The following is a 25029-nucleotide window of genomic DNA, read 5'->3' on the forward strand; positions in this document are numbered from 1 at the left end:
GCCGCAGTCAACGGCCCTTGGGGTGCCAGACCGTCTTGGTCTCGAGGAAGGCGGTGACGCGGGACAGGTCGGGCTCGCGGGTCCAGTCGGGTTCGACCGCCTCGGGGCCCTCACCCGCCGGGCGCACGACCCTCTTGAGGTTCTCGGCCGCGGCGAGCTCTAGGTCGCCCCAGCTCACTCCGTCGGCCTCGGCCGCCCCGGCGAGGTCGATCGCGTTGACGTCGCGGTGCGAGGCGATCCACGGAGCCACCTCGGCGGTGCGCCCGGTGACGAGGTTGACGACGCCGCCGGGGACGTCGGAGGTCGCCAGCGACTCGGACAGGGTGATCGCCGGCAGCGGCCGCAGCTCGCTGGTGAGCACCACCGCGGTGTTGCCGGAGACGATCACCGGCGCAAGGACGGACACGAGGCCGAGCAGCGAGGAGCGTTGCGGCGCAAGAACGCCCACGACGCCGGTCGGCTCGGGCGCCGAGATGTCGAAGTACGGGCCGGCCACGGGGTTGAGGCCGCCGAGGACCTGGGCGAGCTTGTCGGCCCACCCGGCATACCAGACCCAGCGGTCGATGGACGCGCTCACCAGCGCCTCCGCACGACGCTCGGTGACGCCCTCCCCGGCGCGCACCTCGGCGACGAACTGGGCGCGACGCCCTTCCATCACCTCGGCGATGCGGTAGAGCACCTGTCCGCGGTTGTAGGCCGTGGCGCCGGCCCAGCCGGCGAACGCCCCGCGTGCGGCGACGACGGCGTCACGGGCGTCCTTGCGCGAGCCCTGCGCGGCGTTCGCGAGGAACCGGCCGCGGGAGTCGACGACCTCGTAGGAGCGGCCCGACTCCGAGCGGGGGAACTTGCCGCCGATGTAGAGCTTGTAGGTCTTGCGGACGTCCAGGCGGGTGTCCGCCGCGGTGGACCTCTGGGCGGTGGGGCTCACTTGGCGTCTCCCGTCGTGACGTAGGCGGACAGGCCGTGGCGCCCGCCCTCGCGGCCGTAGCCGGACTCCTTGTAGCCGCCGAAGGGGCTGGTCGGGTCGAACTTGTTGAAGGTGTTGGCCCAGACCACACCGGCGCGGAGCTGGTCGGCCATCCAGAGGATGCGCGAGCCCTTCTCGGTCCAGATGCCGGCGGAGAGGCCGTAGGGCGTGTTGTTGGCCTTGGCGACGGCCTCGTGCGGCGTGCGGAACGTCAGCACCGACAGCACCGGCCCGAAGATCTCCTCCTGGGCGATCCGGTGCGTCTGGCTGACGCCGGTGAAGACGGTGGGGCGGAACCAGAAGCCCCGGCTCGGGAGCTCGCAGCCGTTGTCCCAGCGCTCAGCGCCCTCGGCCTCGCCGACCGCGGTCAGCTCGGTGATGCGGTCGAGCTGGGCGCGGGAGTTGATCGCGCCCACGTCGGTGTTCTTGTCGAGCGGGTCACCGACCCGCAGGGTCGCGAGGCGGCGCTTGAGCCGCTTGTCGACCTCGTCGGCGATGGACTCCTGCACGAGCAGCCGTGACCCGGCGCAGCAGACGTGGCCCTGGTTGAAGAAGATGCCGTTGACGATGCCCTCGACGGCCTGGTCGATGGGCGCGTCGTCGAAGATGATGTTCGCCGCCTTGCCCCCGAGCTCGAGGGTGGCCTTCTTGCGGGTGCCGGCGATCGAGCGCGCGATCATCTTGCCCACCCCGGTCGAGCCGGTGAACGCGAGCTTGTCGATGCCCGGGTGGTCCACGATCGCCTGACCGGTCGCGCCGGCGCCGGTGACGATGTTGACGACACCCGGGGGCAGCTCGGCCTGCTGGAGGACCTCGGCGAACAGCAGCGCCGACAGCGGCGTGGTCTCGGCGGGCTTGATGACGACGGTGTTGCCGGTGGCCAGCGCGGGGGCGATCTTCCACGACAGCATGAGCAGCGGGAAGTTCCACGGGATGACCTGGCCGACGACGCCGTGCGGTCGCGGGTTGGTGCCGAGGCCGGCGTAGTCGAGCTTGTCGGCCCAACCGGCGTGGTAGAAGAAGTGCGCCGCGGCCAGGGGGACGTCGACGTCGCGGCTCTCCTTGATCGGCTTGCCGTTGTCGAGGCTCTCGAGCACCGCGAACTCGCGGGCGCGCTCCTGCAGGATGCGCGCGATGCGGAAGAGGTACTTGCCCCGGTCCGCGCCGGACATCCGGGCCCACACGCCGTCGTACGCGCGCCGGGCCGCGGCGACCGCGCGGTCGACGTCGGCCTCGCTGGCCTCCGTCACCTCGGCGAGGACCTCCTCGGTGGCGGGGTTGGTCGACTTGAATGCCGACCCGCCCTGGGACTGCGTGAACTCGCCGTTGATGAACAGCCCGTAGGAGGGCTGCAGGTCGACGACGGCACGCGACTCGGGCGCCGGTGCGTACTCGAAGGTGGCCATCGGGTTCGTGTCCTCGGTTCGGTGCGGATGGAGGATGGACGGGTGGGGCCGCGAAGGGGTGGCGCGCGGCCGGGGAGGTCAGTAGAGGCTGGGGGAGTCGTCGGTGACGTAGTCGGAGCCCGAGTAGGCGCCGATCCGCATGCGCTGGCGCTGCAGCAGCAGGTCGTTGAGCAGGCTGGAGGCGCCGAAGCGGAACCAGTGGTTGTCGAGCCAGTCCTCGCCCGCGACCTCGTTGACGGTCACGAGGAACTTCAGGGCGTCCTTGCTCGTGCGTATGCCGCCGGCGGGCTTGACGCCGACCATCTCGCCGGTGAGGTCGCGCCAGTCGCGCACCGCCTCGAGCATGACCAGCGTGACGGGCAGGGTCGCCGCGGGGGAGACCTTGCCGGTGGAGGTCTTGATGAAGTCGCCACCGGCCAGCATCGACAGCCAGGACGCGCGACGGACGTTGTCGTACGTCACGAGCTCGCCGGTCTCCATGATGACCTTGAGGCGCGCCGACCCGCAGGCCTCCTTCACGGCCGCGATCTCGCGGAAGACCGTGAGGTAGTCGCCCGACAGGAAAGCCCCGCGGTCGATCACCATGTCGATCTCGTCGGCCCCCGCGTCGACCGCGGCGGCGGTGTCGGCCAGCTTCACCGGCATGATCGCGCGCCCGCTCGGGAACGCCGTGGCGACGGCGGCGACCTTGACGCCGCTGTCGGCACCGAGGGCCGCCTTGGCGGTGGTGACCATGTCGCCGTAGACGCACACGGCGGCCGGGCGCGGGGTCGTCAGGTCGGTGGCGTCCGGGGTGAGGGCCTTGGCCGCCAGGCCGCGCACCTTGCCGGGGGTGTCGGCGCCCTCGAGCGTCGTGAGGTCGATCATCGAGATCGCGGTGTCGATGCCCCACGCCTTGGAGGTCGTCTTGATCGAGCGGGTGCCGAGGGACGCGGCCCGGACCTCACACCCCACCTGGTCGACGCCCGGCAGGCCGTGCAGCCAGCTGGTCAGGGCGCTGTTCGAGAGGCGGGAGACGCCGAGGAGGTCACGGGCCCGAGTCGTCGCGTCGACGATGGGTGCCGCGGCGGGGGAGGTGCTCACCGACCAATCCTAGCCGTGCGGTGGGAGTGTCCCGCCCGCGTTGCGGCCGGGCGTCCCGGGTGCTCGGCCGGGAGGGGACGGGCGCAGGTGGTGGGCCGGGAGGGGACGGGCGGAGGTGGTGGGCCGCCTGGCCGCCGCTGCTCAGTCGGCGGGACCAGCCCCGAGCGTGACGGTCGCGTGGTGGGCCGCCCCACCGGCGTCGGTCCAGGAGACGGGGACCCGGTCGCCGGGCGACCGCTTCGCCAGGGCGTCGGTGAGGTCGGAGGTCGAGGAGACGGCCTTCCCGCCGACCGCGGTGATCGTGTCCCCGGCCGCCAGTCCGGCCCGCTGGGCGGCCGACCCGGCGACCACGCCGACGACCGGCGCGCCCGCGGCATACGAGCTGTCAGTGGTCTGCACGCCGAGGAAGGCGGGCAGGCCCTGGTGGTACGTCGCGTCGTCGGTGCCGGAGAGGATCCGCGCGGCGACGTCGAGGGCGTGGTCGATCGGGATGGCGTAGCCGGCGACGGTCTGGCCGCCGTACCCGCTCGTCTCGGCGGCGGTGTCGATGCCGACGACCTTCCCGGTGCGGTCGAGCAGGGGGCCCCCGGAGTCGCCGGACCGGATGGGGGCGGTCGTGCGGATCAGGCCGGTGACGGTCTCGCTCGTACCGTCGCCGTCGCTCGCGGTCACCTGCTGGTCGAGCGCGGTGACGGTCCCGGTGGCTGCCGAGGTGCCCGGGTCGTTGCCCGCGTTGCCCACGCCCGTGACGGTGTCGCCGACGGCGACCGTCGAGGACCTGCCCATGGGGGCGGTCGTGAGGCCGCCGGCCCCGACGAGCCGCAGCACGGCGAGGTCGTTGGTGGGGCTGGTGCCCACGACGCGCGCGGGGTAGGAGCGCCCGGTCGACAGGACGGTGACGGTGATGGTCGTGGCGCCGTCGACGACGTGGTTGTTGGTGAGCACCTCGCCGCCGGACGTCAGGACGATCCCGGTGCCGGCGGCCTGGGACCGGCCGTAGTCGACGGTGGTGACGATGTCGACGACGCCACGCAGCTGCCGTGCCGTGGCCTGCGCGGTCGAGCCGGTGGCCGCCGCGCTGCCCGCGCCGGCGGTGCCGGTCCCACCGGTGCCGGTCCCGCCAGTGCCGCCGTCCGGGGCCGTTCCGGCGCCCGGGCCTGCGCCGCTGCCGGTCCCGCCACTGCTGGTCCCGCCGTCCGTGGCCCCGCCGCCCGGCGCACCCTGCTGGACGTCCCAGCCGCCGTCCCACCGTCCGTGCCCCCAGCGGACCGGGGTGGCACCCTCGGCGCCGTTCGCCGCGGCCACCGTGTCGGTGGAGGACCGGACGGCCTCCTCGAGCTGGTAGCCGCCGTAGCCGACGGCGCCCAGGCCCGGGGCTCCGGCGGTGACGAGGGAGAGGGCGGCGGCACGGCTGAGGGCTGGCATCGGGGTCACCTGCGGTTCGGGTCGGGGTCGATGCACCCACGACACACCGCCTCGGTGACAGTGCCCTGTACGCCGGTTGTGACGGGGCTGTGCCTCCTCAGGGGACCGGGCGACGTCGGTCTCCCGGCCCTGCCACGGTCACGGGGCCGGGCGACGTCGGTCTCCCGGCCCTGCCGCGGTCAGGGGGCCGTCAGCGCACCCATCGCCTCGCGGATCGCTGCCAGGCGGTCCGCCGCGACGGACTTGGCCTCGGCCAGCGCGGCCTCCCCGGCCACGGGCTCGACCACCTCGAGGTAGACCTTGAGCTTGGGCTCGGTGCCGGACGGCCGCACGATGACCCGGCTGCCGTCCTGCAGGTGGTAGCGCAGGCCGTCGGTCGGCGGGAGTGCCTCGCTGCCCGCGGCGAGGTCGTCCGCCCGGGCGACGGCGGTCCCGGCGATGTCGGTCGGGGGATGCTCGCGCAGCCGCGCCATCACGGTGTCGATGAGGGAGAGGTCGGCCACCCGCACCGAGAACGAGTCGGTGGCGTGGACGCCGTGCTTCACGGCGAGCTCGTCGAGCAGGTCGGTCAGGGTGCGGCCCTCGGCCTTGAGGGTGGCCGCGAGCTCGGCCATGAGCAGGCAGGCGCTCACGCCGTCCTTGTCCCGCACCGTCGCCGGGTCGACGCAGTAGCCCAGCGCCTCCTCGTACCCGTACCGCAGCCCCCCGACCCGCGCGATCCACTTGAAGCCGGTCAGGGTCTCCTCGTGCCGGATGCCGGCCTCCCGCGCCATCGCCGCGAGCAGGCGAGACGACACGATCGAGTTCGCGAACACCGCGTCCTTCGCCACTCCCCGGGCCAGGAGGTGCGCCCCCAGCAGCGCGCCGACCTCGTCGCCGCGCAGCATGTGCCACTCGCCACCGTCGGGCACCGCGACGGCGCACCGGTCGGCGTCCGGGTCGTTGGCCAGCACGAGGTCGGGCCGCACCTCGGCGGCCAGCGCCAGGGCGGCGTCGATGGCGCCGGGCTCCTCGGGGTTGGGGAAGGACACCGTCGGGAACGCCGCGTCCGGGTGCTCCTGGCTGGCCACCGGGGTCGGCGTCGGGAAGCCGGCCCGTGCGAAGACCTGCCTGAGGGTGTCGCTGCCGACGCCGTGGAGAGCCGTGTGCACCACCGACAGGTCCCGCGGGCTGTCGGGCGACACGACCCGGGCCGTGGCGTCGAGGTACGCCTCGAGCACGTCGTCGCCGAGCGTCTCCCAGCCGTCGTCGGCCAGGGGGACGTCGGCCACGCGCGCGACGCGGGCGATGTGCCCGGCGATCCGGCTGTCGGACGGCGGGACGATCTGCGAGCCGTCGCCGAGGTAGACCTTGTACCCGTTGTCCTGCGGCGGGTTGTGGCTCGCCGTCACCATGACCCCGGCGTCGGCGCCGAGGTACCGGATCGCGAAGGCCAGCACCGGCGTGGGCAGCACGTGCGGCAGGACCGCGGCGCGGCCCCCCGCGCCGACGACGACCGCGGCGGTGTCGCGGGCGAACACGTCGGACTTGGTGCGCGCGTCGTAGCCCACCACCACGAAGGGCTGGGGCCTGGACTCCTGCAGGTATGCCGTGAGGCCGGCTGCGGCGCGGATGACCACCGCGCGGTTCATCCGGTTCGGGCCGGCGCCGAGGGCGCCGCGCAGGCCGGCGGTGCCGAACTCGAGCATCCCGGCGAAACGGTCGGACAGGTCCGCCAGGGCGGCCTCGTCACCGTCCTTGGCGCGGGCCAGGACGTCGCCGAGCTCGACCCGCGTGTCGTGGTCGGGGTCGTCGTCGATCCACTGCTGGGCGGCCTCGGCGAGCTCGTCCCCGGGGGCCTGCGGCACAGGCGCGGTCTCCTCGCGACCGTGGCGGGCGGCATACGGCATGGCGGTGCTCCTCTCAGATCCGGCCGACCACGGCGGCGAGCAGCCGGCCGCACCGCTCCGCGGCGGCCTGGCCGGCCTCGAGGACCTCGGCGTGGGAGAGGGGCTGGTCGCTGATGCCGGCGGCGAGGTTGGTGACGAGCGAGATGCCCAGCACCTCGAGTCCGCTCTGGCGGGCGGCGATCGCCTCGAGGGTGGTGGACATTCCCACGAGGTCGCCCCCGAGGACCTTGGCCATCTGCACCTCGGCCGGGGTCTCGTAGTGGGGCCCGCGGAACTGGACGTAGACGCCCTCGTCGAGCCCGGGGTCGACGGTGCGGGCGAGCTCGCGCAGCCGCGGGGAGTACAGGTCGGTGAGGTCGACGAAGTTCGCGCCCTCGATCGGGGAGTGGGCGGTGAGGTTGATGTGGTCCCGGATGAGGACGGGGGTGCCGGGGCGCCACGCCGGGTTGAGCCCGCCGCAGCCGTTGGTCAGCACGATGGTCGAGCAGCCCGCGGCGGCGGCGGTGCGCACGGCGTGGACGACGGCGCGCACGCCCCGGCCCTCGTAGAAGTGGGTGCGGGTGCCGTAGACGAGGGCCCGCCGGCCGGTGTCGCCGATGGCGACCGAGCGCATGGTGCCCGAGTGGCCGGCGACGGCGGCGCGGCCGAAGCCGGGGACGTCCTCGTTGTCGATGGTGGCGAGGGTCTCGCCGATGAGGTCGCCGGTCTGGCCCCAGCCCGAGCCGAGGACGAGGGCCACGTCGTGGCGCCCGGCTCCGGTGCGGTCGGCGATGACGGCGGCGGCCGCCCGAGCCACCTCGAAGGGGTCCACGGTCGGGTCCGACAGGTCAGGGGTGCCCACCGACGGGCGGATCTGCTCGCTCACCCGGGAAGCGTAGCGATGGGCAGCCCCACCTGCGCAGCCATGTCTTGATCGACTTCCCAACTTGACCTGCGAGCATGCCCGCCGTGAACAGCAGCGACGCAGAACAGGTCCCGCCCGACCCGAATCCCGGCGCCGGCCCCGCTCCCACCCGCCGGGCCGTGCTCGGCGCCGCAGCCGTCGCGCTGACCGCCGCTGCCTGCTCGGCCCCCGACCACCCGGCTGCGGGCGGGTCCGCGTCGGGCGGCTCCGGCGGCTCCGCTTCCTCGGCGGCCTCCGCCTCGCCGTCCGCCTCGTCGGGGACGGGCACCCCCTCGGGGACGGCCACAGGGGGAGGCGGCCTCGTCCGTCCCGGCATCGCGTCCCGGCCCGGCGACGACATCGTCCACGGGCCCCGGGACCGCTCGGAGGTGGCCCTCACGTTCCACGGGCAGGGCCCGGAGTCGCTCACGCGCCAGGTCCTCGACGCCTGCCGCGCGGCGGACGCCCACATCACCGTCTTCGCGGTGGGGACCTGGGTCCAGGCCTCGCCGGACCTGGCCCGTGCCGTCCTGGCGGCCGGCCACGAGCTCGGCAACCACACGTGGAGCCACCAGCAGATGAAGACGCTCGACGCCGCCACCGCCGACGCCGAGGTCGCGCGCGGCGCCAAGGCCCTGGCGAAGGCCGTCGGCACGGCCGGCTGGTGGTTCCGGCCGAGCGGCACGCTGCACAGCACCGCGCGGATCCGTGCCGCGGCCCGTCGGGCTGGCTACGCTCGGTGCGTGTCCTACGACGTCGACCCCCAGGACTTCCTCGACCCCGGCGCAGCCGCGGTCCGCCAGCGCACCCGCGCCCAGGTGCGGGCCGGCTCCATCGTGAGCCTGCACCTCGGCCACGCGGGGACGGTGGAGGCGCTGCCGGGCATCCTCGGCGACCTGTCCCGGATGGGGCTGCGCCCGGTCGGGCTGAGCACCCTGATGCGGGACGTGGCGTGACGGCACCCCGACGCGCCCCGGCCCCCCGACGCGCCCCGGCCCGCACGCGCCACACGCTCCTCCGGCGCCCCGGCCTCGCTGCCGTCGCCGCGGTCGTGGCCGCCGGCTGCCTGCTCAGCGCGTGCAGCCCCTCGATGGGGGAGACGTCCGGCACGCCGACGAGCAGCGGCACCGCGCGCTCGGCGACCTCGTCCTCGCCCGGCACGACCACGACCGCCACGACCAACGTCTACGAGCACGACGGCGCGGGCATGCTCTCGCCGGAGGCGGCGAAGGCCAAGCCGCTCGTCTACGTGCCCAACACCATGTCCGACACCGTGCAGGTCATCGACCCGAAGACCTACAAGGTCATCCGCCGGTTCAGCACCGGGCGCGAGCCGCAGCACGTCGTGCCGTCCTGGGACCTCAAGACCCTGTGGGTCAACGACGACCTCGGCAACGACCTCATCCCGATCGACCCGACGACGGGGCGCCAGGGCAAGCCGGTGCCCGTCACCGACCCCTACAACCTGTACTTCACGCCGAACGGCAAGCACGCCCTCGTCATGGCGGAGCGGCTGCGGCGGATCGACGTGCGCGACCCGCAGACCATGAAGCTCCAGCGGTCCCTCCCGGTGCCGTGCCACGGTGTCAACCACGCCGACTTCAGCGCCGACGAGAGCTTCTTCGTGGCCAGCTGCGAGTTCAGTGGCAAGCTCCTCGTCATCGACGCGGATGCCACCAAGGTCCGCAAGGTCATCGACCTCAACAAGGTCAAGACCCCGGGCGCGACGTCACCGCACGAGGCCATGAACATGCCGGGCAGCCCCAAGCAGGGCCTGATGCCCGGCGCCTCCGCGATGCCGCAGGACGTCCGCCTCACCCCCGACGGCCGCTGGTTCCTCGCCGCCGACATGCTGCGCAACGGCGTGTGGGTGATCGACGCCAGGACGCTGAAGATCTCACGCTTCATCCGCACCGAGATGGGCGCGCACGGCATCTACCCTTCACGCGATGCCAAGCGGCTGTTCATCTCCAACCGTGACGCAGGCTCCATCACCGTGCTCGACAGCCGCACCCTCGCGAAGCTGGCGCTGTGGAAGATCCCCGGCGGGGGCTCGCCCGACATGGGAGGGGTCACGGCTGACGGGTCCGAGCTGTGGCTCGCCGGGCGGTACGACCACGTCGTCTACGTCTTCGACACCACGACCGGCAAGGTCACCCACAAGATCAAGGTCGACAGCGGCCCGCACGGCCTGGCGGTCTGGCCGCAACCGGGTCGGTTCTCCCTGGGCCACACCGGCAACATGCGCTGACCGGTGCCCTGACGCGGTGGCGGACGCTCCGACGCGGGGCGACCGCTCCGACGCGGGGCGACCGCTCCGACGCGCTGACGGCCGCCGACGGCCCCAGTGGTTGGATGGGGCCGTGAACACGCCCCAGCCCTCGGTCGTGATCCTCGGTGGCGGTCCCGGCGGCTACGAGGCCGCCCTCGTCGCCGCCCAGCTCGGTGCCGCCGTGACGGTGGTGGACCGCGACGGCCTCGGGGGCGCGGCCGTGCTCACCGACTGCGTCCCGTCCAAGGCGCTCATCTCGACGGCCGACTTCCGGTCCCAGTTCGAGACGGCCTCGGAGCTCGGTCTGCACCTCGAGGACCACGAGGGCGACGAGGTGTCCGACTCGGTGGCCGAGCTCGTGGCCGTCAACCGTCGCGTGCTCGCACTCGCCGCTGCCCAGTCGCGTGACATCGGCGAGCGGCTCGCGAACGACGGCGTCGAGGTGCTCCGCGGCACCGGCCGCCTGTTGTCGGCCGGGCAGGTGGAGGCCACCCTGGAGGACGGCTCGACCCGCACCCTGGCCGCGGACGTGGTGCTCGTCGCCACGGGTGCCACGCCGCGCGTCATGGCCAGCGCCCGCCCCGACGGTGAGCGGATCCTCACCTGGCAGCAGATCTACGAGCTGCCCGAGCGGCCCGAGCACCTCGTCGTCGTCGGGTCCGGCGTCACCGGCGCGGAGCTCGCCCAGGCGTACCTCGGCCTCGGCGCGCGCGTCACCCTCGTGTCGTCGCGCGAGCGCGTCCTGCCCGGGGAGGATGCCGACGCGGCCACGGTGATCGAGGACGTCTTCCGCAAGCGCGGGATGCAGGTCCTCGGCCGCTCCCGGATGGAGTCGGTCCGGCGCACCGACGCGGGCGTCGTCGTCCGCCTCGTCGACGGGCGCGAGGTCGAGGGGTCGCACGCCCTGCTCGCCGTCGGCTCGGTGCCGCAGACCTCCGGGCTCGGCCTGGAGGAGGCGGGGGTGGCCCTCAGCGAGTCCGGGCACGTCGTCACCGATCGGGTCTCCCGGACCTCCGTGCGAGGTGTGTATGCCGCGGGCGACTGCACCGGGGTGCTGCCCCTGGCGTCCGTGGCCGCCATGCAGGGGCGGATCGCCATGGCGCACGCGCTCGGCGATGCCGTCGCCCCGCTCAACCTGCGCGGCGTCTCCGCCAACATCTTCACCGACCCGGAGATCGCCACCGTCGGCTACTCGCAGAAGGACGTCGACGAGGACGTCGTCGACGCGACCTGCGTGCTGCTGCCCCTCGCGACGAACCCCCGGGCCAAGATGCAGGGGATCACCGACGGCTTCGTCAAGCTGTTCGCCCGGCGCGGGGTCGGCACGGTGGTCGGCGGGGTCGTCGTGGCGCCGCGGGCCTCCGAGCTCATCTACCCCGTCACCATCGCGGTGCAGCACGGGCTGACCGTCGACCAGCTCGCGGGCACCTTCACGGTGTACCCGTCGCTGTCCGGCTCGATCGCCGAGGCGGCCCGCCAGCTCCACCCCCGCGGCTGACGCGCCTCCTTCCTCCCACTTGTTGCCACCTCGTGGTCACGAGGCGGCCCTACTGCCGGCGCGGTGACCATCACTTGGCAACAAGTCGTGAGTTGTCGGGTGGGGAGGCGCCGCGGGTGGACCGGCTGCACGACGGGCCGGGTCGGCCGAGCCTCGGTAGGGTCGAGCGGAACGGGTGCGACTGGACGCCCGGACGACCTGATCGCACCGGAGGCAGACGATGGCTGGCGAGTGGCTCGACAAGATCAAGGACTTCGCGAAGGGCAACCCCGACAAGGCCGACTCCGCGATCGAGAAGGTCGAGGACCTGATCGACCAGCGCACCGGCGGGAAGTACGCCGACCAGGTCGACAAGGGCGGCGACGTGCTGCGGGACAAGCTGGGCCTGCCGCCCCAGGACTCCACCGTCGACCCCGCCCCGGGGGAGCCCGTCCCGGCACCGGCGCCCGTGCCGCCGGCGGAGCCCGTCCCGACGCCGGCACCGAACCCCAGCCCCGGCACCGGCGACCCGGAGCCGGGCAGGCCGCTCGACCCGGGGCCGGGGGGCGAGGAGGTTCCCACGACGCCCGAGCCCGCCGACCGCGACGCCGACCCGCTGCCCCAGGGTGGCCCGACCCAGCAGGGCGAGCCACAGGGGGACCAGCCGGCACCGGGCGGTGACCAGCCCGACACCGGTGGTCCCGTCCAGGTGCCCACCGACGAGCCGGGCACCTCCAGCACGCCCGGCCCCGGGCCGGACACCGGCGATGCCGGCGCACCGGAGAAGGAGCTGCCGCCGTTCGGCCGCCCCTGACCGGCGTGGACGACGAAGGGCGCCTCCCGCGGGAGGCGCCCTTCGTCGTGCGTGCGGCCGCACGGCCGCGCCGTGGTCAGTCCTTGATCTCGGCCAGGACCGCACCGTTGGTGACGGTCTGCCCGACCTCGGCAGCCAGACCGGTGATGGTGCCGGCCTTGTGGGCGTTGATCGGCTGCTCCATCTTCATCGCCTCGAGGACCACGACGAGCTCGCCGGCCTCGACCTGCTGGCCCTCCTCGACGGCGATCTTGACGATGGTGCCCTGCATGGGCGCGGTGAGGGAGTCACCGGACGCAGCGCCACCACCCTTGGCGGCCGACGAGCGCCGGGGTGCCTTCTTCCTGGTGGCAGTGCCACCGCCACCGAGGGAGAGCCCACCGGGCAGGACGACCTCGAGGCGCTTGCCGCCGACCTCGACGACGACCGTCTGGCGCTCGCCGGCGTCCTCGGGCGCCTCGGCGACCGGCCCGGCATACGGCGGGATCTGGTTGTCGAACTCGGTCTCGATCCACCGCGTGTGCACGGTGAACGGCTTGTCGCCCTCCGGGGCGAACGCGGGGTCCTCGACGACGACGCGGTGGAACGGCAGCACCGTCGGCATCCCCTCGATGGCGAACTCGGCCAGCGCCCGGCGCGAGCGCTCGAGGGCCTGCTGGCGGTCGCGGCCGGTGACGATGAGCTTGGCCAGCATCGAGTCGAACGCCCCGGCGACGACGTCGCCCGAGACGACACCCGAGTCCAGGCGCACCCCGGGCCCAGAGGGAGGGTCGAAGACCGACACGGTGCCCGGCGCGGGGAGGAAGCCGCGGCCGGCGTCCTCGCCGTTGATGCGGAACTCGATCGAGTGGCGCACGGGCTCGGGGTCGTCGTATCCGAGCTGCTCGCCGTTGGCGATGCGGAACTGCTCGCGGACGAGGTCGATCCCGGTGACCTCCTCGGTGACGGGGTGCTCGACCTGCAGGCGGGTGTTCACCTCGAGGAAGGAGATGCGGCCGTCCTGGGCCACGAGGAACTCGCAGGTGCCGGCACCGACGTACCCGGCCTCGGACAGGATCGCCTTCGACGCACGCCGCAGCTCGGCGTTCTGCTCGTCGCTGAGGAACGGCGCGGGCGCCTCCTCCACGAGCTTCTGGTGCCGGCGCTGCAGCGAGCAGTCGCGGGTGGAGACGACCACGACGTTGCCGTGCTGGTCGGCGAGGCACTGGGTCTCGACGTGGCGCGGCTTGTCGAGGTACTGCTCCACGAAGCACTCGCCGCGTCCGAAGGCGGCGACCGCCTCGCGGACAGCCGAGTCGTACAGGTGCGGGATCTCCTCGATGGTCCGGGCGACCTTGAGGCCGCGACCGCCGCCCCCGTATGCCGCTTTGATGGCCACCGGGAGTCCGTGCTCCTTGGCGAAGCCCACGACCTCGTCGGCGTCGGCGACCGGGTCGGCGGTGCCGGCCACGAGGGGGGCATTGGCGCGGGCGGCGATGTGCCGGGCCTTGACCTTGTCGCCGAGGGAGTCGATGGCGTGCGGCGGCGGCCCGATCCAGGTCAGCCCGGCGTCCATGACGGCCTGGGCGAAGGAGGCGTTCTCGGAGAGGAAGCCGTAGCCCGGGTGCACCGCGTCGGCGCCTGCCTTCCTCGCGACCTCGATCAGCTTCTCCTGCACGAGGTAGGAGTCGCCGGGGGTGGTGCCGCCCAGGGCGTAGGCCTCGTCGGCCACCCGCACGTGCAGGGCGTCCCGGTCCGGCTCGGCGTACACCGCCACCGACGTGAGGCCGCTGTCGGCGCAGGCACGGGCGACACGGACGGCGATCTCGCCGCGGTTGGCAATGAGGACCTTGGAGATGGGCGCCATGTCGCGGAGCCTAGCCGTTTCCGCCACGGCATCCGCAGGGTGCGGGATGTGGCCTCCGCGACAGTCCGCGGCCGCGACCTCCCGTGCTGGCGGCGGGCCCTATCGTGTGGCGCATGAGCCCCGCCGACGACGACGCCCGCGCCCTGCGCAACCTCGAGGAGACGGTGGAGCGGGACTTCTCCCGCGCCATGTCCTACGGCGACTACCTCGAGCTCGACCGGCTGCTGTCGGCGCAGCACCCGCGCAGCGTCCCGCCGCAGCACGACGAGCTGCTCTTCATCATCCAGCACCAGACCTCCGAGCTCTGGCTCAAGCTGATGCTGCACGAGCTGCGCTCGGCCCGGGAGCTGCTCGCGGCGGACGACCTCGCCCCGGCGCTCAAGCGGCTCGCCCGGGTCAAGCACATCCAGGTCGTCCTCACGGGGCAGTGGTCGGTGCTCGCCACCCTGACGCCGAGCGAGTACGCCCTCATCCGGCCGTTCCTTGCCACCAGCTCGGGGTTCCAGTCCTGGCAGTACCGAGCCGTCGAGTTCCTGCTGGGCAACAAGAACGCCGAGATGCTGCAGGTCTTCGACCACGACGAGGCGGCCCGCTCGATGCTCGCCGAGCTGCTCCACCAGCCGAGCCTCTACGACGAGTTCCTGCGCCACCTCGCGCGGACCGGGTATGCCGTGCCGCAGCGACTGCTCGAGCGTGACTGGTCCCAGCCCTACCGGTTCGACGAGGCGCTGGTCGACACCTTCGCGGGGGTCTATGCTGCGCCGCACGACCACTGGGGCGTCTACGAGACCTGCGAGGAGCTCGTCGACATCGAGGACAACTTCCAGCAGTGGCGGTTCCGGCACCTGCAGGTCGTCACCCGCACCATCGGGCACAAGCGGGGGACCGGTGGGTCGTCCGGCGTTGACTTCCTGCGCCGGGCGCTGGACCTGACCTTCTTCCCCGAGCTGTACGCCGTCCGCACCCGGGTCTGACGGGACGGCCGTGCCGGGGGCGGCGCTACAGGACTGCGCTGTGCGCCAACCCCGCTCCGGCTGCTGCAACGAGGCCGCTGACGAACGTCCCGATGATGAACCGCTCGGCGGCACCCGAGCTGGTGCCTGCCTGCAGCTCGGGGTACCTGGCGAGTCCCTTGACCGCCAAGGTGATGGCTACTCCCTCGGGCCACCCGGCGAGCAGGGACGCGTAGATCGCGACGCGTTCGAGGACCCCGATCCAGATGCCACCCCGCAGCACCCCGCTGGGGCTGATCTCGGGCTCCGCGGGGCTCTCCGACCGGTGCGAGCGGTCCACCAGCCAGAACACGAGGGAGACGAGCAGGTGCCCCGCAAGCAGGGTGAGCGCACCGATGACCGTGACCGACACGACCTGCATCATGCGCCCGCTCCCGTCTGGTCCAGCAGCCACTCGAGGCTGCGTGACGCGCGTTCGGCCTCACGGTAGGCCGCTGCCCGCAGTCGCTGCGTCACGGCCGATGCGGACACGCCGAGCGCGCCGGCGGCCTCGGCCCGGCTGCCCCCGCGCACGAGGTCGACGACCTCCCACCCCTCAGGGGTCCGACGTCGCCAGGTCGAGACCAGCAACCACAGGACCCCCTCAGACTGCTGGACGAGGAGGTCACCGCCGCCTGCGAGGAGGTGCTGCTCGCCCGTCGGCTCGCCGCCCGCCCAGGCCACGGCGCAGTCGGCGGGCGAGCTGCGCGCGCGCTCGATGGCATGACGGGCAGCAAGGAATGCCGGCCCCGTGGCCTCGCGCGCCGAGCCGGACAGGCCGCTCGACCGGTCCGACGACACCCCGACCCCGATCCGCCACTGTCCCTGCCGGGTCAGCGTCTCAACGGCCCGGACGACCCCGGAGGAACGGTCGAGGACGCCCTGGAGCTCGTCGCCGACCGTCCGCTCGAACGCAAGGACGAGGCCCTGAGTGGGGCCCACGGCAGCATCAAGGGCCGCAAGCGCCTCCGGCACCCTGTCGCCGACGCGCCTGCTGTGGACCTGGTCGGCGGTGAGGACGAACATGACTGAAGGCTACAGCCTGAACTGGCTCCAGTTAAGCCTCAAGGCTGAACTCTCTGATCTCGTGCCCCGCCACGACGGTGCGCCGTCTCCTGGCGTCGTCGGCGTGCCTTCTCCTCGGTGTCGAGCCGGGCGGCATCCTCGGGTCTGGGCGCCGAGCCGCCGAGTCTCGCGGGGAGCCACCAGGACCCGGGTGGCTGCTCCTCGGGCGGGTGCGCGGCGATCGCCTCCTCGAGCATCCGGCCCATCACCGCGCGCAGGTCGGCGGTGTCGGCGACCGGGTCCGTCGCGGCATACCTCCTCGGGGTGCCCACGCGGATGGTGATCGTGCGCCCGCGGCTGAGGTCGCGCGGATGGTCCTTGGTGAGCAGGCGCTGGGTGCCCCACAGGACCACCGGTACGACGGGGACGCCGGCCTCGGCGGCGATGCGCACCGCACCCGTCTTGAACTCCTTGAGCTCCATCGACCGGGAGATCGTGGCCTCGGGGAAGATTCCGACGACCTCGCCGTCGCGGAGGTACTCGACCGCGGTCGCCAGCGACCGCCCGCCCTCGGCGCGGTCGACCTCGATGTGGTGGACCGACCGCATGACCGGCCCGATCCACCGGTGCTTGAACAGCTCGCGCTTGGACAGGAACCGCACCAGCCGACCGGACGGGTCCGCTGCCAGCCCGCCGTAGACGGGGTCGAGGTAGCCGACGTGGTTGAGCGCCAGCACCACCCCGCCGTGACGGGGGACGTTTTCGGCGCCCGTCAGCGCGATCCGCTGCCCCAGCAGCCGGATTCCTGCCTTGGCCGCCAGCACGATCGGCGGGTAGGTCAGGTCGCGCACGGCCCCTCCTGCACGTCCCGGGCCGGAGCGCTCGCCGGCCTCCCTGCCGACGGTAGCGGGCCCCGGCATACTTCCGGGCATGGCGCGGGTCATCCACACGGCACAGGCCCTCGTCGACGTCGTGGTCGAGGTGGACGCGCTGCCCCGTCGTGGCGGCAACGCCGTGGCCCGCAGCTACGCGCGGTATGCCGGCGGTGCCGTGAACATCCTCGTCGCGGCCGCGCGGTCGGGCGCCGACGCCGTCCTCGCGGGTGCCGTGGGCGAGGGGCCGAACGGTGACCTGGTGCGGTCGGCGCTGGCGGCGGAGGGGGTGCAGGTCTCGAGCCCGGTGGTCGCCGGCCTCGACACGGGGATCTGCGTCGTCATGGTGGAGCCCAGCGCCGAGCGCACCTTCGTCACGACCCAGGGGGCCGAGCGGCGGATCAGCGTCGCCAGCCTCGGGACGAGCCGGCCGGGGGGAGGGGACCTGGTCTGCGTCAGCGGGTTCTCCCTGGTGGGGCGGACCCGGGACCCGTTGCTGGAGTGGCTCGACGACCTCGACGACCACGTGGTGGTCGTGCTCGACCCGGGTGCGGCGTTCGGGGACCTGGCGGCGGCGCTGCAGCAACGGGTGCTGGACCGGACGTCGGTCTGGACGAGCAACGCCGAGGAGGCCCAGCAGCTGACCGGGTGCGCCGACCCCGCGGACTCGGTGGCTGCGGTCGCCGAGCGGCTCGCCGGCGACGCGGTGACGGTGGTCCGCGACGGCGCGAAGGGGTGCCACCTGCGGGTGGACGGGCGCACCGAGGCGCTGCCCGGGTACCCGCAGGACGCGGTCGACACCAACGGGGCCGGCGACACCCACACGGGGGTGCTGGTCGCCGAGGTCTCGAGGGGCACCGACTGGGTGACCGCGGCGCGGCGGGCCAACGCCGCGGGCGCGATCAAGGTGACCCGGCGTGGGCCTGCCACCGCGCCCACGGCCGCCGAGATCGACAGGTTCCTCGCCGCCCAGGACCACTGACCGGGGCCCACCCGGCCCGGTGGTGGTGGCCGGCCGCCGGTCCGGGAGGCCGCCCGGTCGCCCGCTCATGCGTCGAGGAGTCAGGACATGCCGACGTCGGGTCGGTGACTTCAGCATGTCCTGACTCCTCGACGCCGAGCCCTGGGCTGGAGGCGAGCCGGGGTCAGCGGACGAGGTCGAGCAGCGCCATCGCGCCGAGCCCGGTCGCGGCGGCGCAGACCAGCACGAAGGAGGCGGTCCACAGGCCGCGGGGCACCCGGGTCAGGGCCGCGAGCACGGCCGGGTCGCTGCCCCGGTCACGGCTGCCGACGACGGCGCCCAGGTGTCGCCAGGCCCCGACGAGGAGCACCACGCCGAGCGCGACGAGCACCGTCGCCTGGAGCCGGTCGTCGCGCCACCACCACAGGGCCGCGTTCCCCGCGAGGGCGGCCAGCATGACGACGGCGGTCAGCGCCGAGCGCGCCCGGACCAGCGCGACCACCAGCACGACGATCCCGGCGGTGACCATGGGGGCGGACCAGCCCCGACCGGCCGCCCAGACCATGACCGCCCCGAGGACGGCCGGTGCCGGGTAGCCCGCCCAGGTCGTCAGCACACGGCCCGCGCCTCGGGCCGGACCCACCGTGACGGCGTGCCCGGACATGTCGCCACGCAGCACGAACCCGGTGAACCGGCGTCCCACGGCCAGGCCCACGAGGGCGTGCCCCAGCTCGTGCACCAGCGTCACGACCACCCGCAGCGCCTGCCAGACGGGTGCGACGCCGACGACCACGAGGGCGGCGCCGAGCGCGGTCAGCACGGTCGGGGTTGCCAGGGCGACCCCGTGCGTCGGCACGACCCGTGCGCCGACCTCGTCCCAGTTCACGCCGGCGAACCTAGTCGACGGCGCTGGGCACCTCCTGTGCCGGGCGGTCCCGTGCCGGGCGGCCCCGTGCGAGGGCGGCGCTCAGTGCAGGCGGTCGAGGTCCTCGCGGCAGCGGCGCTCGAACTCGTCGAGCTCGGTGAGGGCGTCCTCGAGGTCACGCCGGCGCTGTTCGAGGTCGGTGCGGCGCTCGTCGATCTGGCCGAGCACGTACTCGAGCTGGCTGGCCTTGCCCCGCGGCCGGTCGTACAGGTCGATGATCGTGCGGATCTCCTCGAGCGGGAACCCGAGCCGCCGCCCGCGCAGGATCAGCCCGAGCCGGGTGCGGTCGCGGCGGTGGTAGACCCGCTGGGTGCCGCGGCGCTGGGGGGAGATGAGGCCGAGGTCCTCGTAGTGCCGGACCGTGCGGTGGGTGACCCCGAACTCCTCGGCGACCTCGCGGATCGTCCAGGTCCGCTGCTCGGTCGTGGTGGGGCTTGGCATACCCGCGAGTATTGCTTTACGTTTACGTCAACGTCAAGCAATGACGGGTATGCCGCGCGGCCGGGCGACCCCCGAAGGCGCACCCACGAAGGAGAAGCGATGTTCGAGCTGAGCAAGGAGCACGAGGACTTCCGCAAGGTCGTGCGGGAGTTCGCGGAGGCCGAGGTCGAGCCGCACATCGCGCAGTGGGACAAGGACCACCACTTCCCGTCCGACCTCGTGCCGAAGATGGGCGAGCTCGGGCTGTTCGGTCTCGTGGTGCCCGAGGAGTTCGGCGGCATGGGCGACGACGGCGACTTCACTTCGCTCTGCGTCGCGATCGAGGAGCTCGGCCGAGTCGACCAGTCGATCGGGATCACCCTGTCGGCCGGCGTGGGCCTGGGCATCAACCCGATCCTCACCTACGGCACGCAGGAGCAGAAGGAGCGCTTCCTGCCCGACCTGGTGGCCGGCCGGGCGCTGGCGGGCTTCGGCTTGACCGAGCCCGACGCCGGCTCCGACGCCGGGGCCACGCGCACCAAGGCGGTACGAGACGGCGACGAGTGGGTCGTCAACGGTGCCAAGGCGTTCATCACCAACTCCGGCACGGACATCACCTCGGTCGTCACGGTCACCGCCCGCACCGGCACCAACGACGACGGCTCGGCCGTCCTCAGCGCGATCATGATCCCTTCGGGCACACCGGGTTTCACGGTCGAGCCGGCCTACGACAAGCTCGGGTGGCACGCCTCCGACACCCACGGGCTCACCTTCGAGGACTGCCGCGTCCCGGCTTCGAACCTGCTCGGCAACGAGGGCGAGGGCTTCAAGCAGTTCCTCAAGACCCTCGACGACGGCCGCATCGCCATCTCCGCGCTCGCGGTCGGCATGAGCCAGCGGATGCTCGAGGAGACGACCGAGTACGCGAAGACCCGCAAGGCGTTCGGCAAGCCGATCGGCGTCAACCAGGGCATCTCGTTCCAGATCGCCGACCTCGCCGTCATGGTCGAGGCCTCGCGCCAGCTGACCTACAAGGCCGCGTGGCTCAAGGACGAGCTCGAGCGCGGCCGCCGCTCGGTCAGGGAGGTCAAGCAGGCGGCCGCGATCTGCAAGCTGTACTCCACCGAGGCGGCCGTCACCGCGACCCGCATCGCCACCCAGGTGTTCGGCGGCAATGGCTTCATGGAGGAGTACCCCGTCGCGCGCTTCTACCGCGACGCCAAGATCCTCGAGATCGGCGAGGGCACCTCCGAGGTGCAGCGCATGGTCATCGCGCGCCACCTCGGCCTGCCCACCGCCTGACCACGGCGCAGAACCCAGTGCCCCGCAGCGCTTTCCGCCGCCAACCGAAGTTCGAGAGGGTATGCCGGTGACCTCCACGCCAGCGTCGTCCACCCGGTCCGCGTCCAGCGGGCCCGGTTCCGCACCGTTCGCCGTGGGCGGTGACTCGGGCTCGGACCCCAAGGTGACGGACGTCCGCGAGCGGCTCGCCGCGGCATACGACGCCTCCGCCTCGGCGCCGGAGAAGGCGCAGGCCAAGCTCGACAGCCAGGGCAAGCTCTACGTCCGCGACCGGATCGCCCTCCTCTTCGACGAGGGCTCGTTCGTCGAGGACGGCCGCTACGCCAACGCGACCGCGACCGGTCTGCCCGCCGACGGCGTCGTCACCGGGCGGGGGACCGTCGACGGCCGCCCCGCCATCGTCATCGCCAACGACCCGACCGTGAAGGCGGGCTCGTGGGGCGCTCGCACCGTGGAGAAGATCGTCCGGGCGACCGAGATGGCGCTGCGCGAGGAGCTGCCGGTCTTCTGGTTCGTCGACTCGGCCGGCGCGCGGATCACCGACCAGGTCGAGATGTTCCCCGGCAGGCGGGGTGCCGGCCACATCTTCCACAACCAGGTCGCGTTGTCCGGCAAGGTCCCACAGGTCTGCTGCCTCTTCGGGCCCAGCGCCGCCGGCGGGGCGTACATCCCGTCGTTCACCGACCTCGTGATCATGGTCGAGGGCAACGCCTCGATGTACCTCGGCAGCCCGCGCATGGCCGAGATGGTCGTGGGGGAGAAGGTGTCGCTCGAGGAGATGGGCGGCGCGCGGATGCACTGCACCGTCTCCGGCGTGGGCGACCTGCTCGTGTCCGACGACGCCGAGGCGATCGAGATGGCCCGGCTCTACTTCTCCTACCTGCCGGCCTCCTGGCGCTCGGAGCTGCCGACGTACGCCCCGGAGGGGCCTTCCCGCCCGCTGACCCGGCACACCGTGCCCGAGCGCGAGAGCCAGCCGTTCGACATCCACGAGGTGATCGACGGCCTCGTCGACGACGAGTCGTTCTTCGAGGTCAAGCCGCTGTTCGCGCCCGAGCTGGTCGTGGGATTCGGCCGGATGGCCGGCGAGACCGTCGGCATCGTCGCCAACAACTCGGCGGTCAAGGGCGGGGTCCTGTTCACCGACAGCGCCGACAAGGCCGCGCGGTTCATCTGGCTGTGCGACGCGTACTCCATCCCGCTCGTCTACCTCGCCGACGTGCCCGGCTTCATGATCGGGTCCGAGGTCGAGCGCGGCGGCATCATCCGGCACGGCGCCAAGATGGTCTCGGCCGTCTCGTCGGCCACCGTCCCCCAGTTCTGCGTCATCGTCCGCAAGGCCTACGGCGCAGGGCTCTACGCCATGGGCGGCCCGGGCTTCGCGCCCGACGCGACGATCGGGCTGCCGACGGCACGGATCGCGGTCATGGGTCCGGAGGCTGCCGTCAACGCGGTGTACGCCAACAAGATCGCCGCCATCGAGGCCGAGCAGGGCACCGAGGCCAGGGACGCGTTCGTCCAGCAGATGCGGCGCGAGTACGAGGAGGACGTCGACCTCGAGCGGCTTGCCGCCGACCTCGTCCTCGACCAGGTCATCGAGGCCGACGCGCTGCGGGACGAGCTGCTCCTGCGGCTGCGCTACGCCAGGGGTCGCGAGCGCCACTTCGCCACCAAGCGCCGCGACATCCCCCCGGTCTGACCGGGACCCACCCCGCAAACCAACGGTTGCGCGGCATACCGCGGGTTGTCGTCCCACGGTTTGTCGAGCAACCGTTGTTTTGCGCGGGGAAGGTGCCGCCCCTCGGGTCAGGCGCCGCGCAGGCCCTGGGCGCCCCGGAAGGCGGCGGCGCGCAGCTCGCGCCACGGCACGCCGACCTCGGCGAGCAGCTCGCGCAGCAGCGGCAGGGACAGCCCGACCACGTTGCTCGGGTCGCCCTCGATGCCGGCCACGTAGGGCGCCCCCAGGCCGTCGAGGGTGAACGCGCCGGCGACCCGCAGCGGCTCGCCCGTGGCGACGTACGCCTCGACCTCCTCCTCGTCGACCCGGGCGAAGTGGACGGTCGTCGCCGCGGTGGCACCGAGCGTCGCGCCCGTGCCGCCCTCGTCGTCGTCTCGGGTGTCGACGACCCAGTGCCCGGTGTGCAGCACCCCGGAGCGGCCGCTCATCCGCGACCAGCGCGAGACGGCCTCCGCGACCGACGCGGGCTTGCCGTGGATCTCCCCGTCGAGCTCGAGCACGGAGTCGCAGCCGAGGACGAGGGCACCGTCGACCTGGGCCGCGACGTCCTCGGCCTTGGCGCGTGCCAGCAGGAGGGCGACGTCCTCGGCCTCCAGCTCGTCGCCGTGGATGTGGCGGGCGTCCCGGACGACAGCGTCCTCGTCGACCTCGCTGACGACGATGCTGGCCTCGACCCCGGCCGCGAACAGGAGCTTCTTGCGGGCGGGGGAGGCGGAGGCGAGGACGAGGTGCACGGTCACGGGCCCAACCTAGCCGGTGCCGTACCGGCGCTCAGCCGACCTGCTCGTCGACGAAGCACCACCGCCACGCCTCACCCGGCTCGAAGCTGCGCATCACCGGGTGCCCGGTCTCCTCGAAGTGCTTGTTCGCGTGCTTGTTGGGCGAGGAGTCGCAGCAGCCCACGTGCCCGCAGTCGAGGCACAGCCGCAGGTGGACCCAGGTGTCGCCGAGCTCGAGGCACTCCTGGCAGCCGTGGGGGGTCAGCGGCGGCACGAACCGGTCGTGGTGGGCCGCGAGGTGCTCGCACTCGTCGACCGCGCGCTCCGGTGGCAGCAGCGGGTCCGCGCGCAGCTCGTCCGAGCGCTCCTCGATCCGGTCGAGCATCGACTCCTCGAGGTCGAGCTGGGCCAGGACGTGGGTGAGGATCTCCTGGTCGGCGTTGCCCGCGTCGCGGATCCTGAGCAGCTCCTCGCGCTCCGCGGTGAGCATGTGCATGCGCAGCCGGCGGTATGCCGCGCTGGGCGTCTCGCTCGCGTCCTCCCGGCCCTGCCCGAGCCGCTCCCAGACGATGTTGGTGCGGTTCTCGGCCCGGCGCCGCAGCTGTTCGATGGTGCCCTCGTCCGCCTCGTCGTGCTCCTCGAGGGCCTTGAGGCCGGCGGCCACGGAGGCCTGCAGGATGGTGGCCTCCTGCAGGGCGTCCTCGCGGGGGTCGGGTCCACGGACGCCGAGCCGCCGGGCGAGCCACGGCAGCGTGAGGCCCTGCAGGAGCAGCGTGCCCACCGTGACGGACATGGCGGCAAGCACGAGGACCGGCCGCTCGGGTGTCTGCTCCGGGAGGGTGAAGGCCGCCGCGAGGGTGACGACGCCGCGCATGCCCGCCCACGAGATGACGGCGCTGCTGGAGGGCCTGAACTGCGCTCCGCCACCCTTGAGCCGGGACTCGACCCACTTGAACGGGAAGACGTAGAGCGGCCGCAGCACCACCACGGTCACGACCACCAGGGTGCAGATCCCGATGAGCCGGCCCAGGCCCACCCCCGAGCGGAGGGCGTCCTCGACGAGGCGGCGCATCTGCATGCCGAGCACGAGGAAGACGACGTTCTCGAGGATGAACTGGATGGTCCGCCAGTTGATCCGCTCGCTCAGCCTGGACGAGGCGTTCTGCACCACGGGCGACTTGTGCCCGAGGACGAGGCCGGCGACGACGACGGCCAGGACGCCGGACCCGTGGAAGTGCTCGGCCGGGAGGTAGGCGAGGTAGGGGACGATGAACGACAGCGACGTGTCGATCACCGGGTCGGTGACCTTGCGCCGCACGAACGCCACGGCCATGGCGACGACCGCGCCGACGCCGACGCCGAGGACCACCGCCAGCCCGAAGTCGACGGCGGTGGAGGCGAACGTGACGCTCCCGACTGCCACGATCGCGGCCGCGGCGGTCCGCAGCGACACCAGCGCGGTGGCGTCGTTGAGCAGCGACTCGCCCTCGAGGATCGTCACGATCCGGCGCGGCAGGCCGATCCGGCGCGCCACCGCCGTCGCGGCCACCGCGTCGGGTGGGGCCACGACGGCTCCGAGGGCGAAGGCGACCACGAACGGGACCCCCAGCGCCCACCAGGTCACGAGGCCCACGCCCAGGGCCGTGAACAGCACGAGCCCCACGGACAGCGCGAGGATCGGGCTGGCGTTGGCCCGGAAGTCCACGAGCGACGTACGGATCGCCGCGGCATACAGCAGCGGGGGAAGCAGGCCCACGAGGACGAGCTCGGAGCTCAGCGCCGGCTGAGGGACGGCGGGGACGAAGCTGATCCCCACGCCCACGACCAGCAGCGCCAGGGGTGCCAGGAACCCGAACCGCTGGGCGAGCCCGGCGACGAGGATGACCGCGGCGACGATGGCGACGATCGCCGTAGCTGCTTCCACGGGGGGAATCCTCGCACCCGCCGGGGTGCCCCGCCGACTCCCGTCTCACGGGAGCGAGGCCGTCCGCGCTGCTGCACCGGCCCTGCCGCCCCGGCGCCACGCGCGACGA

General features: G+C 73.1%; 22 protein-coding genes. 8 read left to right on the top strand and 14 right to left on the bottom strand.

Going from position 1 to position 25029, the window contains the following annotated elements:
- Positions 1 to 7: 7 nt before the first annotated feature.
- From ACYVDO_RS00730 to ACYVDO_RS00755, 6 genes are all read right to left on the bottom strand, one after another.
- Entirely contained in the window at positions 8 to 928 is a 921-nt protein-coding gene (locus ACYVDO_RS00730; RefSeq protein ID WP_460932024.1) for an aldehyde dehydrogenase family protein, read from the bottom strand.
- Entirely contained in the window at positions 925 to 2373 is a 1449-nt protein-coding gene (locus ACYVDO_RS00735) for an aldehyde dehydrogenase family protein (protein ID WP_460932026.1), read from the bottom strand. Before ACYVDO_RS00735 ends, ACYVDO_RS00730 begins: the two co-directional genes overlap by 4 nt.
- 78 nt (positions 2374 to 2451) lie before the next feature.
- A complete protein-coding gene (gene deoC / locus ACYVDO_RS00740; protein ID WP_460932028.1) occupies positions 2452 to 3456 on the bottom strand; it encodes a deoxyribose-phosphate aldolase in 1005 nt (334 codons plus the stop codon).
- 141 nt (positions 3457 to 3597) lie between these two features.
- Positions 3598 to 4881 (bottom strand): S1C family serine protease, encoded by a 1284-nt coding sequence (locus ACYVDO_RS00745; RefSeq protein WP_460932030.1) that lies wholly within the window; start codon positions 4879 to 4881, stop codon positions 3598 to 3600.
- 179 nt (positions 4882 to 5060) lie between these two features.
- Positions 5061 to 6770: a phospho-sugar mutase gene (locus ACYVDO_RS00750; RefSeq protein WP_460932032.1), complete on the bottom strand. Its 1710-nt coding sequence runs from the start codon at positions 6768 to 6770 to the stop codon at positions 5061 to 5063.
- 13 nt (positions 6771 to 6783) lie between these two features.
- A complete protein-coding gene (locus tag ACYVDO_RS00755) occupies positions 6784 to 7635 on the bottom strand; it encodes a purine-nucleoside phosphorylase (RefSeq protein ID WP_460932034.1) in 852 nt (283 codons plus the stop codon).
- Between the two features lie 83 nt (positions 7636 to 7718).
- On the opposite strand from ACYVDO_RS00755, the gene ACYVDO_RS00760 reads away from it, so the two are divergent.
- The 4 genes from ACYVDO_RS00760 to ACYVDO_RS00775 all read left to right on the top strand — a co-directional run bounded on the left by ACYVDO_RS00760 (position 7719) and on the right by ACYVDO_RS00775 (position 12216).
- The gene (locus ACYVDO_RS00760; RefSeq protein WP_460932036.1) at positions 7719 to 8609 is read left to right on the top strand and encodes a polysaccharide deacetylase family protein; all 891 of its coding nucleotides are present in this window, start codon (positions 7719 to 7721) and stop codon (positions 8607 to 8609) included.
- Positions 8606 to 9904: a YVTN family beta-propeller repeat protein gene (locus tag ACYVDO_RS00765; protein WP_460932038.1), complete on the top strand. Its 1299-nt coding sequence runs from the start codon at positions 8606 to 8608 to the stop codon at positions 9902 to 9904. Before ACYVDO_RS00760 ends, ACYVDO_RS00765 begins: the two co-directional genes overlap by 4 nt.
- A gap of 112 nt (positions 9905 to 10016) precedes the next feature.
- Positions 10017 to 11423 carry an NAD(P)H-quinone dehydrogenase gene (locus tag ACYVDO_RS00770; RefSeq protein ID WP_460932040.1) on the top strand — a complete coding sequence of 469 codons (1407 nt, stop codon included), beginning with the start codon at positions 10017 to 10019 and terminating at the stop codon, positions 11421 to 11423.
- Between the two features lie 220 nt (positions 11424 to 11643).
- Positions 11644 to 12216 (top strand): antitoxin, encoded by a 573-nt coding sequence (locus ACYVDO_RS00775; protein WP_460932042.1) that lies wholly within the window; start codon positions 11644 to 11646, stop codon positions 12214 to 12216.
- A 76-nt stretch (positions 12217 to 12292) separates the two neighbouring features.
- On the opposite strand, the gene ACYVDO_RS00780 is transcribed toward ACYVDO_RS00775, so the two are convergent.
- Positions 12293 to 14062, bottom strand: coding sequence for an acetyl/propionyl/methylcrotonyl-CoA carboxylase subunit alpha (locus ACYVDO_RS00780; protein WP_460932044.1), 1770 nt, complete (start codon positions 14060 to 14062; stop codon positions 12293 to 12295).
- A 113-nt stretch (positions 14063 to 14175) separates the two neighbouring features.
- On the opposite strand from ACYVDO_RS00780, the gene ACYVDO_RS00785 reads away from it, so the two are divergent.
- Positions 14176 to 15036: a tryptophan 2,3-dioxygenase gene (locus ACYVDO_RS00785; protein ID WP_460932046.1), complete on the top strand. Its 861-nt coding sequence runs from the start codon at positions 14176 to 14178 to the stop codon at positions 15034 to 15036.
- Positions 15037 to 15061: 25 nt separating this feature from the next.
- Here ACYVDO_RS00785 and ACYVDO_RS00790 read toward each other — a convergent pair whose 3' ends face one another.
- Genes ACYVDO_RS00790 through ACYVDO_RS00800 form a run of 3 tightly spaced genes read right to left on the bottom strand, consistent with a single transcriptional unit; the run spans position 15062 to position 16910 of the window.
- Positions 15062 to 15439, bottom strand: coding sequence for a hypothetical protein (locus ACYVDO_RS00790; RefSeq protein ID WP_460932048.1), 378 nt, complete (start codon positions 15437 to 15439; stop codon positions 15062 to 15064).
- The gene (locus ACYVDO_RS00795; protein WP_460932050.1) at positions 15436 to 16080 is read right to left on the bottom strand and encodes a hypothetical protein; all 645 of its coding nucleotides are present in this window, start codon (positions 16078 to 16080) and stop codon (positions 15436 to 15438) included. The genes ACYVDO_RS00790 and ACYVDO_RS00795 overlap by 4 nt, the downstream gene beginning before the upstream one ends.
- Positions 16081 to 16118: 38 nt before the next feature.
- Positions 16119 to 16910: a lysophospholipid acyltransferase family protein gene (locus ACYVDO_RS00800; protein ID WP_460932052.1), complete on the bottom strand. Its 792-nt coding sequence runs from the start codon at positions 16908 to 16910 to the stop codon at positions 16119 to 16121.
- 79 nt (positions 16911 to 16989) lie between these two features.
- On the opposite strand from ACYVDO_RS00800, the gene ACYVDO_RS00805 reads away from it, so the two are divergent.
- Positions 16990 to 17913, top strand: coding sequence for a PfkB family carbohydrate kinase (locus ACYVDO_RS00805; RefSeq protein ID WP_460932054.1), 924 nt, complete (start codon positions 16990 to 16992; stop codon positions 17911 to 17913).
- Between the two features lie 163 nt (positions 17914 to 18076).
- Here ACYVDO_RS00805 and ACYVDO_RS00810 read toward each other — a convergent pair whose 3' ends face one another.
- Together ACYVDO_RS00810 and ACYVDO_RS00815 are read right to left on the bottom strand one after the other, a co-directional pair.
- Complete coding sequence (locus ACYVDO_RS00810; RefSeq protein WP_460932056.1) at positions 18077 to 18778, bottom strand: M50 family metallopeptidase; 702 nt, start codon at positions 18776 to 18778, stop codon at positions 18077 to 18079.
- 81 nt (positions 18779 to 18859) lie between these two features.
- Positions 18860 to 19258 carry a MerR family transcriptional regulator gene (locus tag ACYVDO_RS00815; RefSeq protein ID WP_460932058.1) on the bottom strand — a complete coding sequence of 133 codons (399 nt, stop codon included), beginning with the start codon at positions 19256 to 19258 and terminating at the stop codon, positions 18860 to 18862.
- Between the two features lie 99 nt (positions 19259 to 19357).
- Between ACYVDO_RS00815 and ACYVDO_RS00820 the strand changes: the two genes are divergently transcribed.
- Both ACYVDO_RS00820 and ACYVDO_RS00825 read left to right on the top strand, forming a co-directional pair.
- Positions 19358 to 20539 (top strand): acyl-CoA dehydrogenase family protein, encoded by a 1182-nt coding sequence (locus ACYVDO_RS00820; protein ID WP_460932060.1) that lies wholly within the window; start codon positions 19358 to 19360, stop codon positions 20537 to 20539.
- Between the two features lie 61 nt (positions 20540 to 20600).
- The gene (locus ACYVDO_RS00825; protein ID WP_460932061.1) at positions 20601 to 22238 is read left to right on the top strand and encodes an acyl-CoA carboxylase subunit beta; all 1638 of its coding nucleotides are present in this window, start codon (positions 20601 to 20603) and stop codon (positions 22236 to 22238) included.
- 107 nt (positions 22239 to 22345) lie between these two features.
- Here ACYVDO_RS00825 and ACYVDO_RS00830 read toward each other — a convergent pair whose 3' ends face one another.
- Both ACYVDO_RS00830 and ACYVDO_RS00835 read right to left on the bottom strand, forming a co-directional pair.
- Complete coding sequence (locus ACYVDO_RS00830; protein WP_460932662.1) at positions 22346 to 23011, bottom strand: Maf family protein; 666 nt, start codon at positions 23009 to 23011, stop codon at positions 22346 to 22348.
- A gap of 37 nt (positions 23012 to 23048) precedes the next feature.
- Positions 23049 to 24920, bottom strand: coding sequence for a Na+/H+ antiporter (locus tag ACYVDO_RS00835; protein WP_460932063.1), 1872 nt, complete (start codon positions 24918 to 24920; stop codon positions 23049 to 23051).
- Positions 24921 to 25029 lie beyond the last annotated feature (109 nt).

Source organism: Phycicoccus ginsengisoli (assembly GCF_054779295.1).

What these genes read in the sequence shown, in the direction of transcription:
- ACYVDO_RS00825 (WP_460932061.1), top strand. Translation starts at nt 20,601, where the DNA reads ATGCCGGTGACCTCCACGCCAGCGTCGTCCACCCGGTCCGCGTCCAGC.
- ACYVDO_RS00795 (WP_460932050.1), bottom strand. Translation starts at nt 16,080, where the DNA reads ATGTTCGTCCTCACCGCCGACCAGGTCCACAGCAGGCGCGTCGGCGAC.
- ACYVDO_RS00750 (WP_460932032.1), bottom strand. Translation starts at nt 6,770, where the DNA reads ATGCCGTATGCCGCCCGCCACGGTCGCGAGGAGACCGCGCCTGTGCCG.
- ACYVDO_RS00735 (WP_460932026.1), bottom strand. Translation starts at nt 2,373, where the DNA reads ATGGCCACCTTCGAGTACGCACCGGCGCCCGAGTCGCGTGCCGTCGTC.
- ACYVDO_RS00745 (WP_460932030.1), bottom strand. Translation starts at nt 4,881, where the DNA reads ATGCCAGCCCTCAGCCGTGCCGCCGCCCTCTCCCTCGTCACCGCCGGA.
- ACYVDO_RS00780 (WP_460932044.1), bottom strand. Translation starts at nt 14,062, where the DNA reads ATGGCGCCCATCTCCAAGGTCCTCATTGCCAACCGCGGCGAGATCGCC.
- ACYVDO_RS00785 (WP_460932046.1), top strand. Translation starts at nt 14,176, where the DNA reads ATGAGCCCCGCCGACGACGACGCCCGCGCCCTGCGCAACCTCGAGGAG.
- ACYVDO_RS00775 (WP_460932042.1), top strand. Translation starts at nt 11,644, where the DNA reads ATGGCTGGCGAGTGGCTCGACAAGATCAAGGACTTCGCGAAGGGCAAC.
- ACYVDO_RS00815 (WP_460932058.1), bottom strand. Translation starts at nt 19,258, where the DNA reads ATGCCAAGCCCCACCACGACCGAGCAGCGGACCTGGACGATCCGCGAG.
- ACYVDO_RS00820 (WP_460932060.1), top strand. Translation starts at nt 19,358, where the DNA reads ATGTTCGAGCTGAGCAAGGAGCACGAGGACTTCCGCAAGGTCGTGCGG.
- ACYVDO_RS00790 (WP_460932048.1), bottom strand. Translation starts at nt 15,439, where the DNA reads ATGATGCAGGTCGTGTCGGTCACGGTCATCGGTGCGCTCACCCTGCTT.
- ACYVDO_RS00805 (WP_460932054.1), top strand. Translation starts at nt 16,990, where the DNA reads ATGGCGCGGGTCATCCACACGGCACAGGCCCTCGTCGACGTCGTGGTC.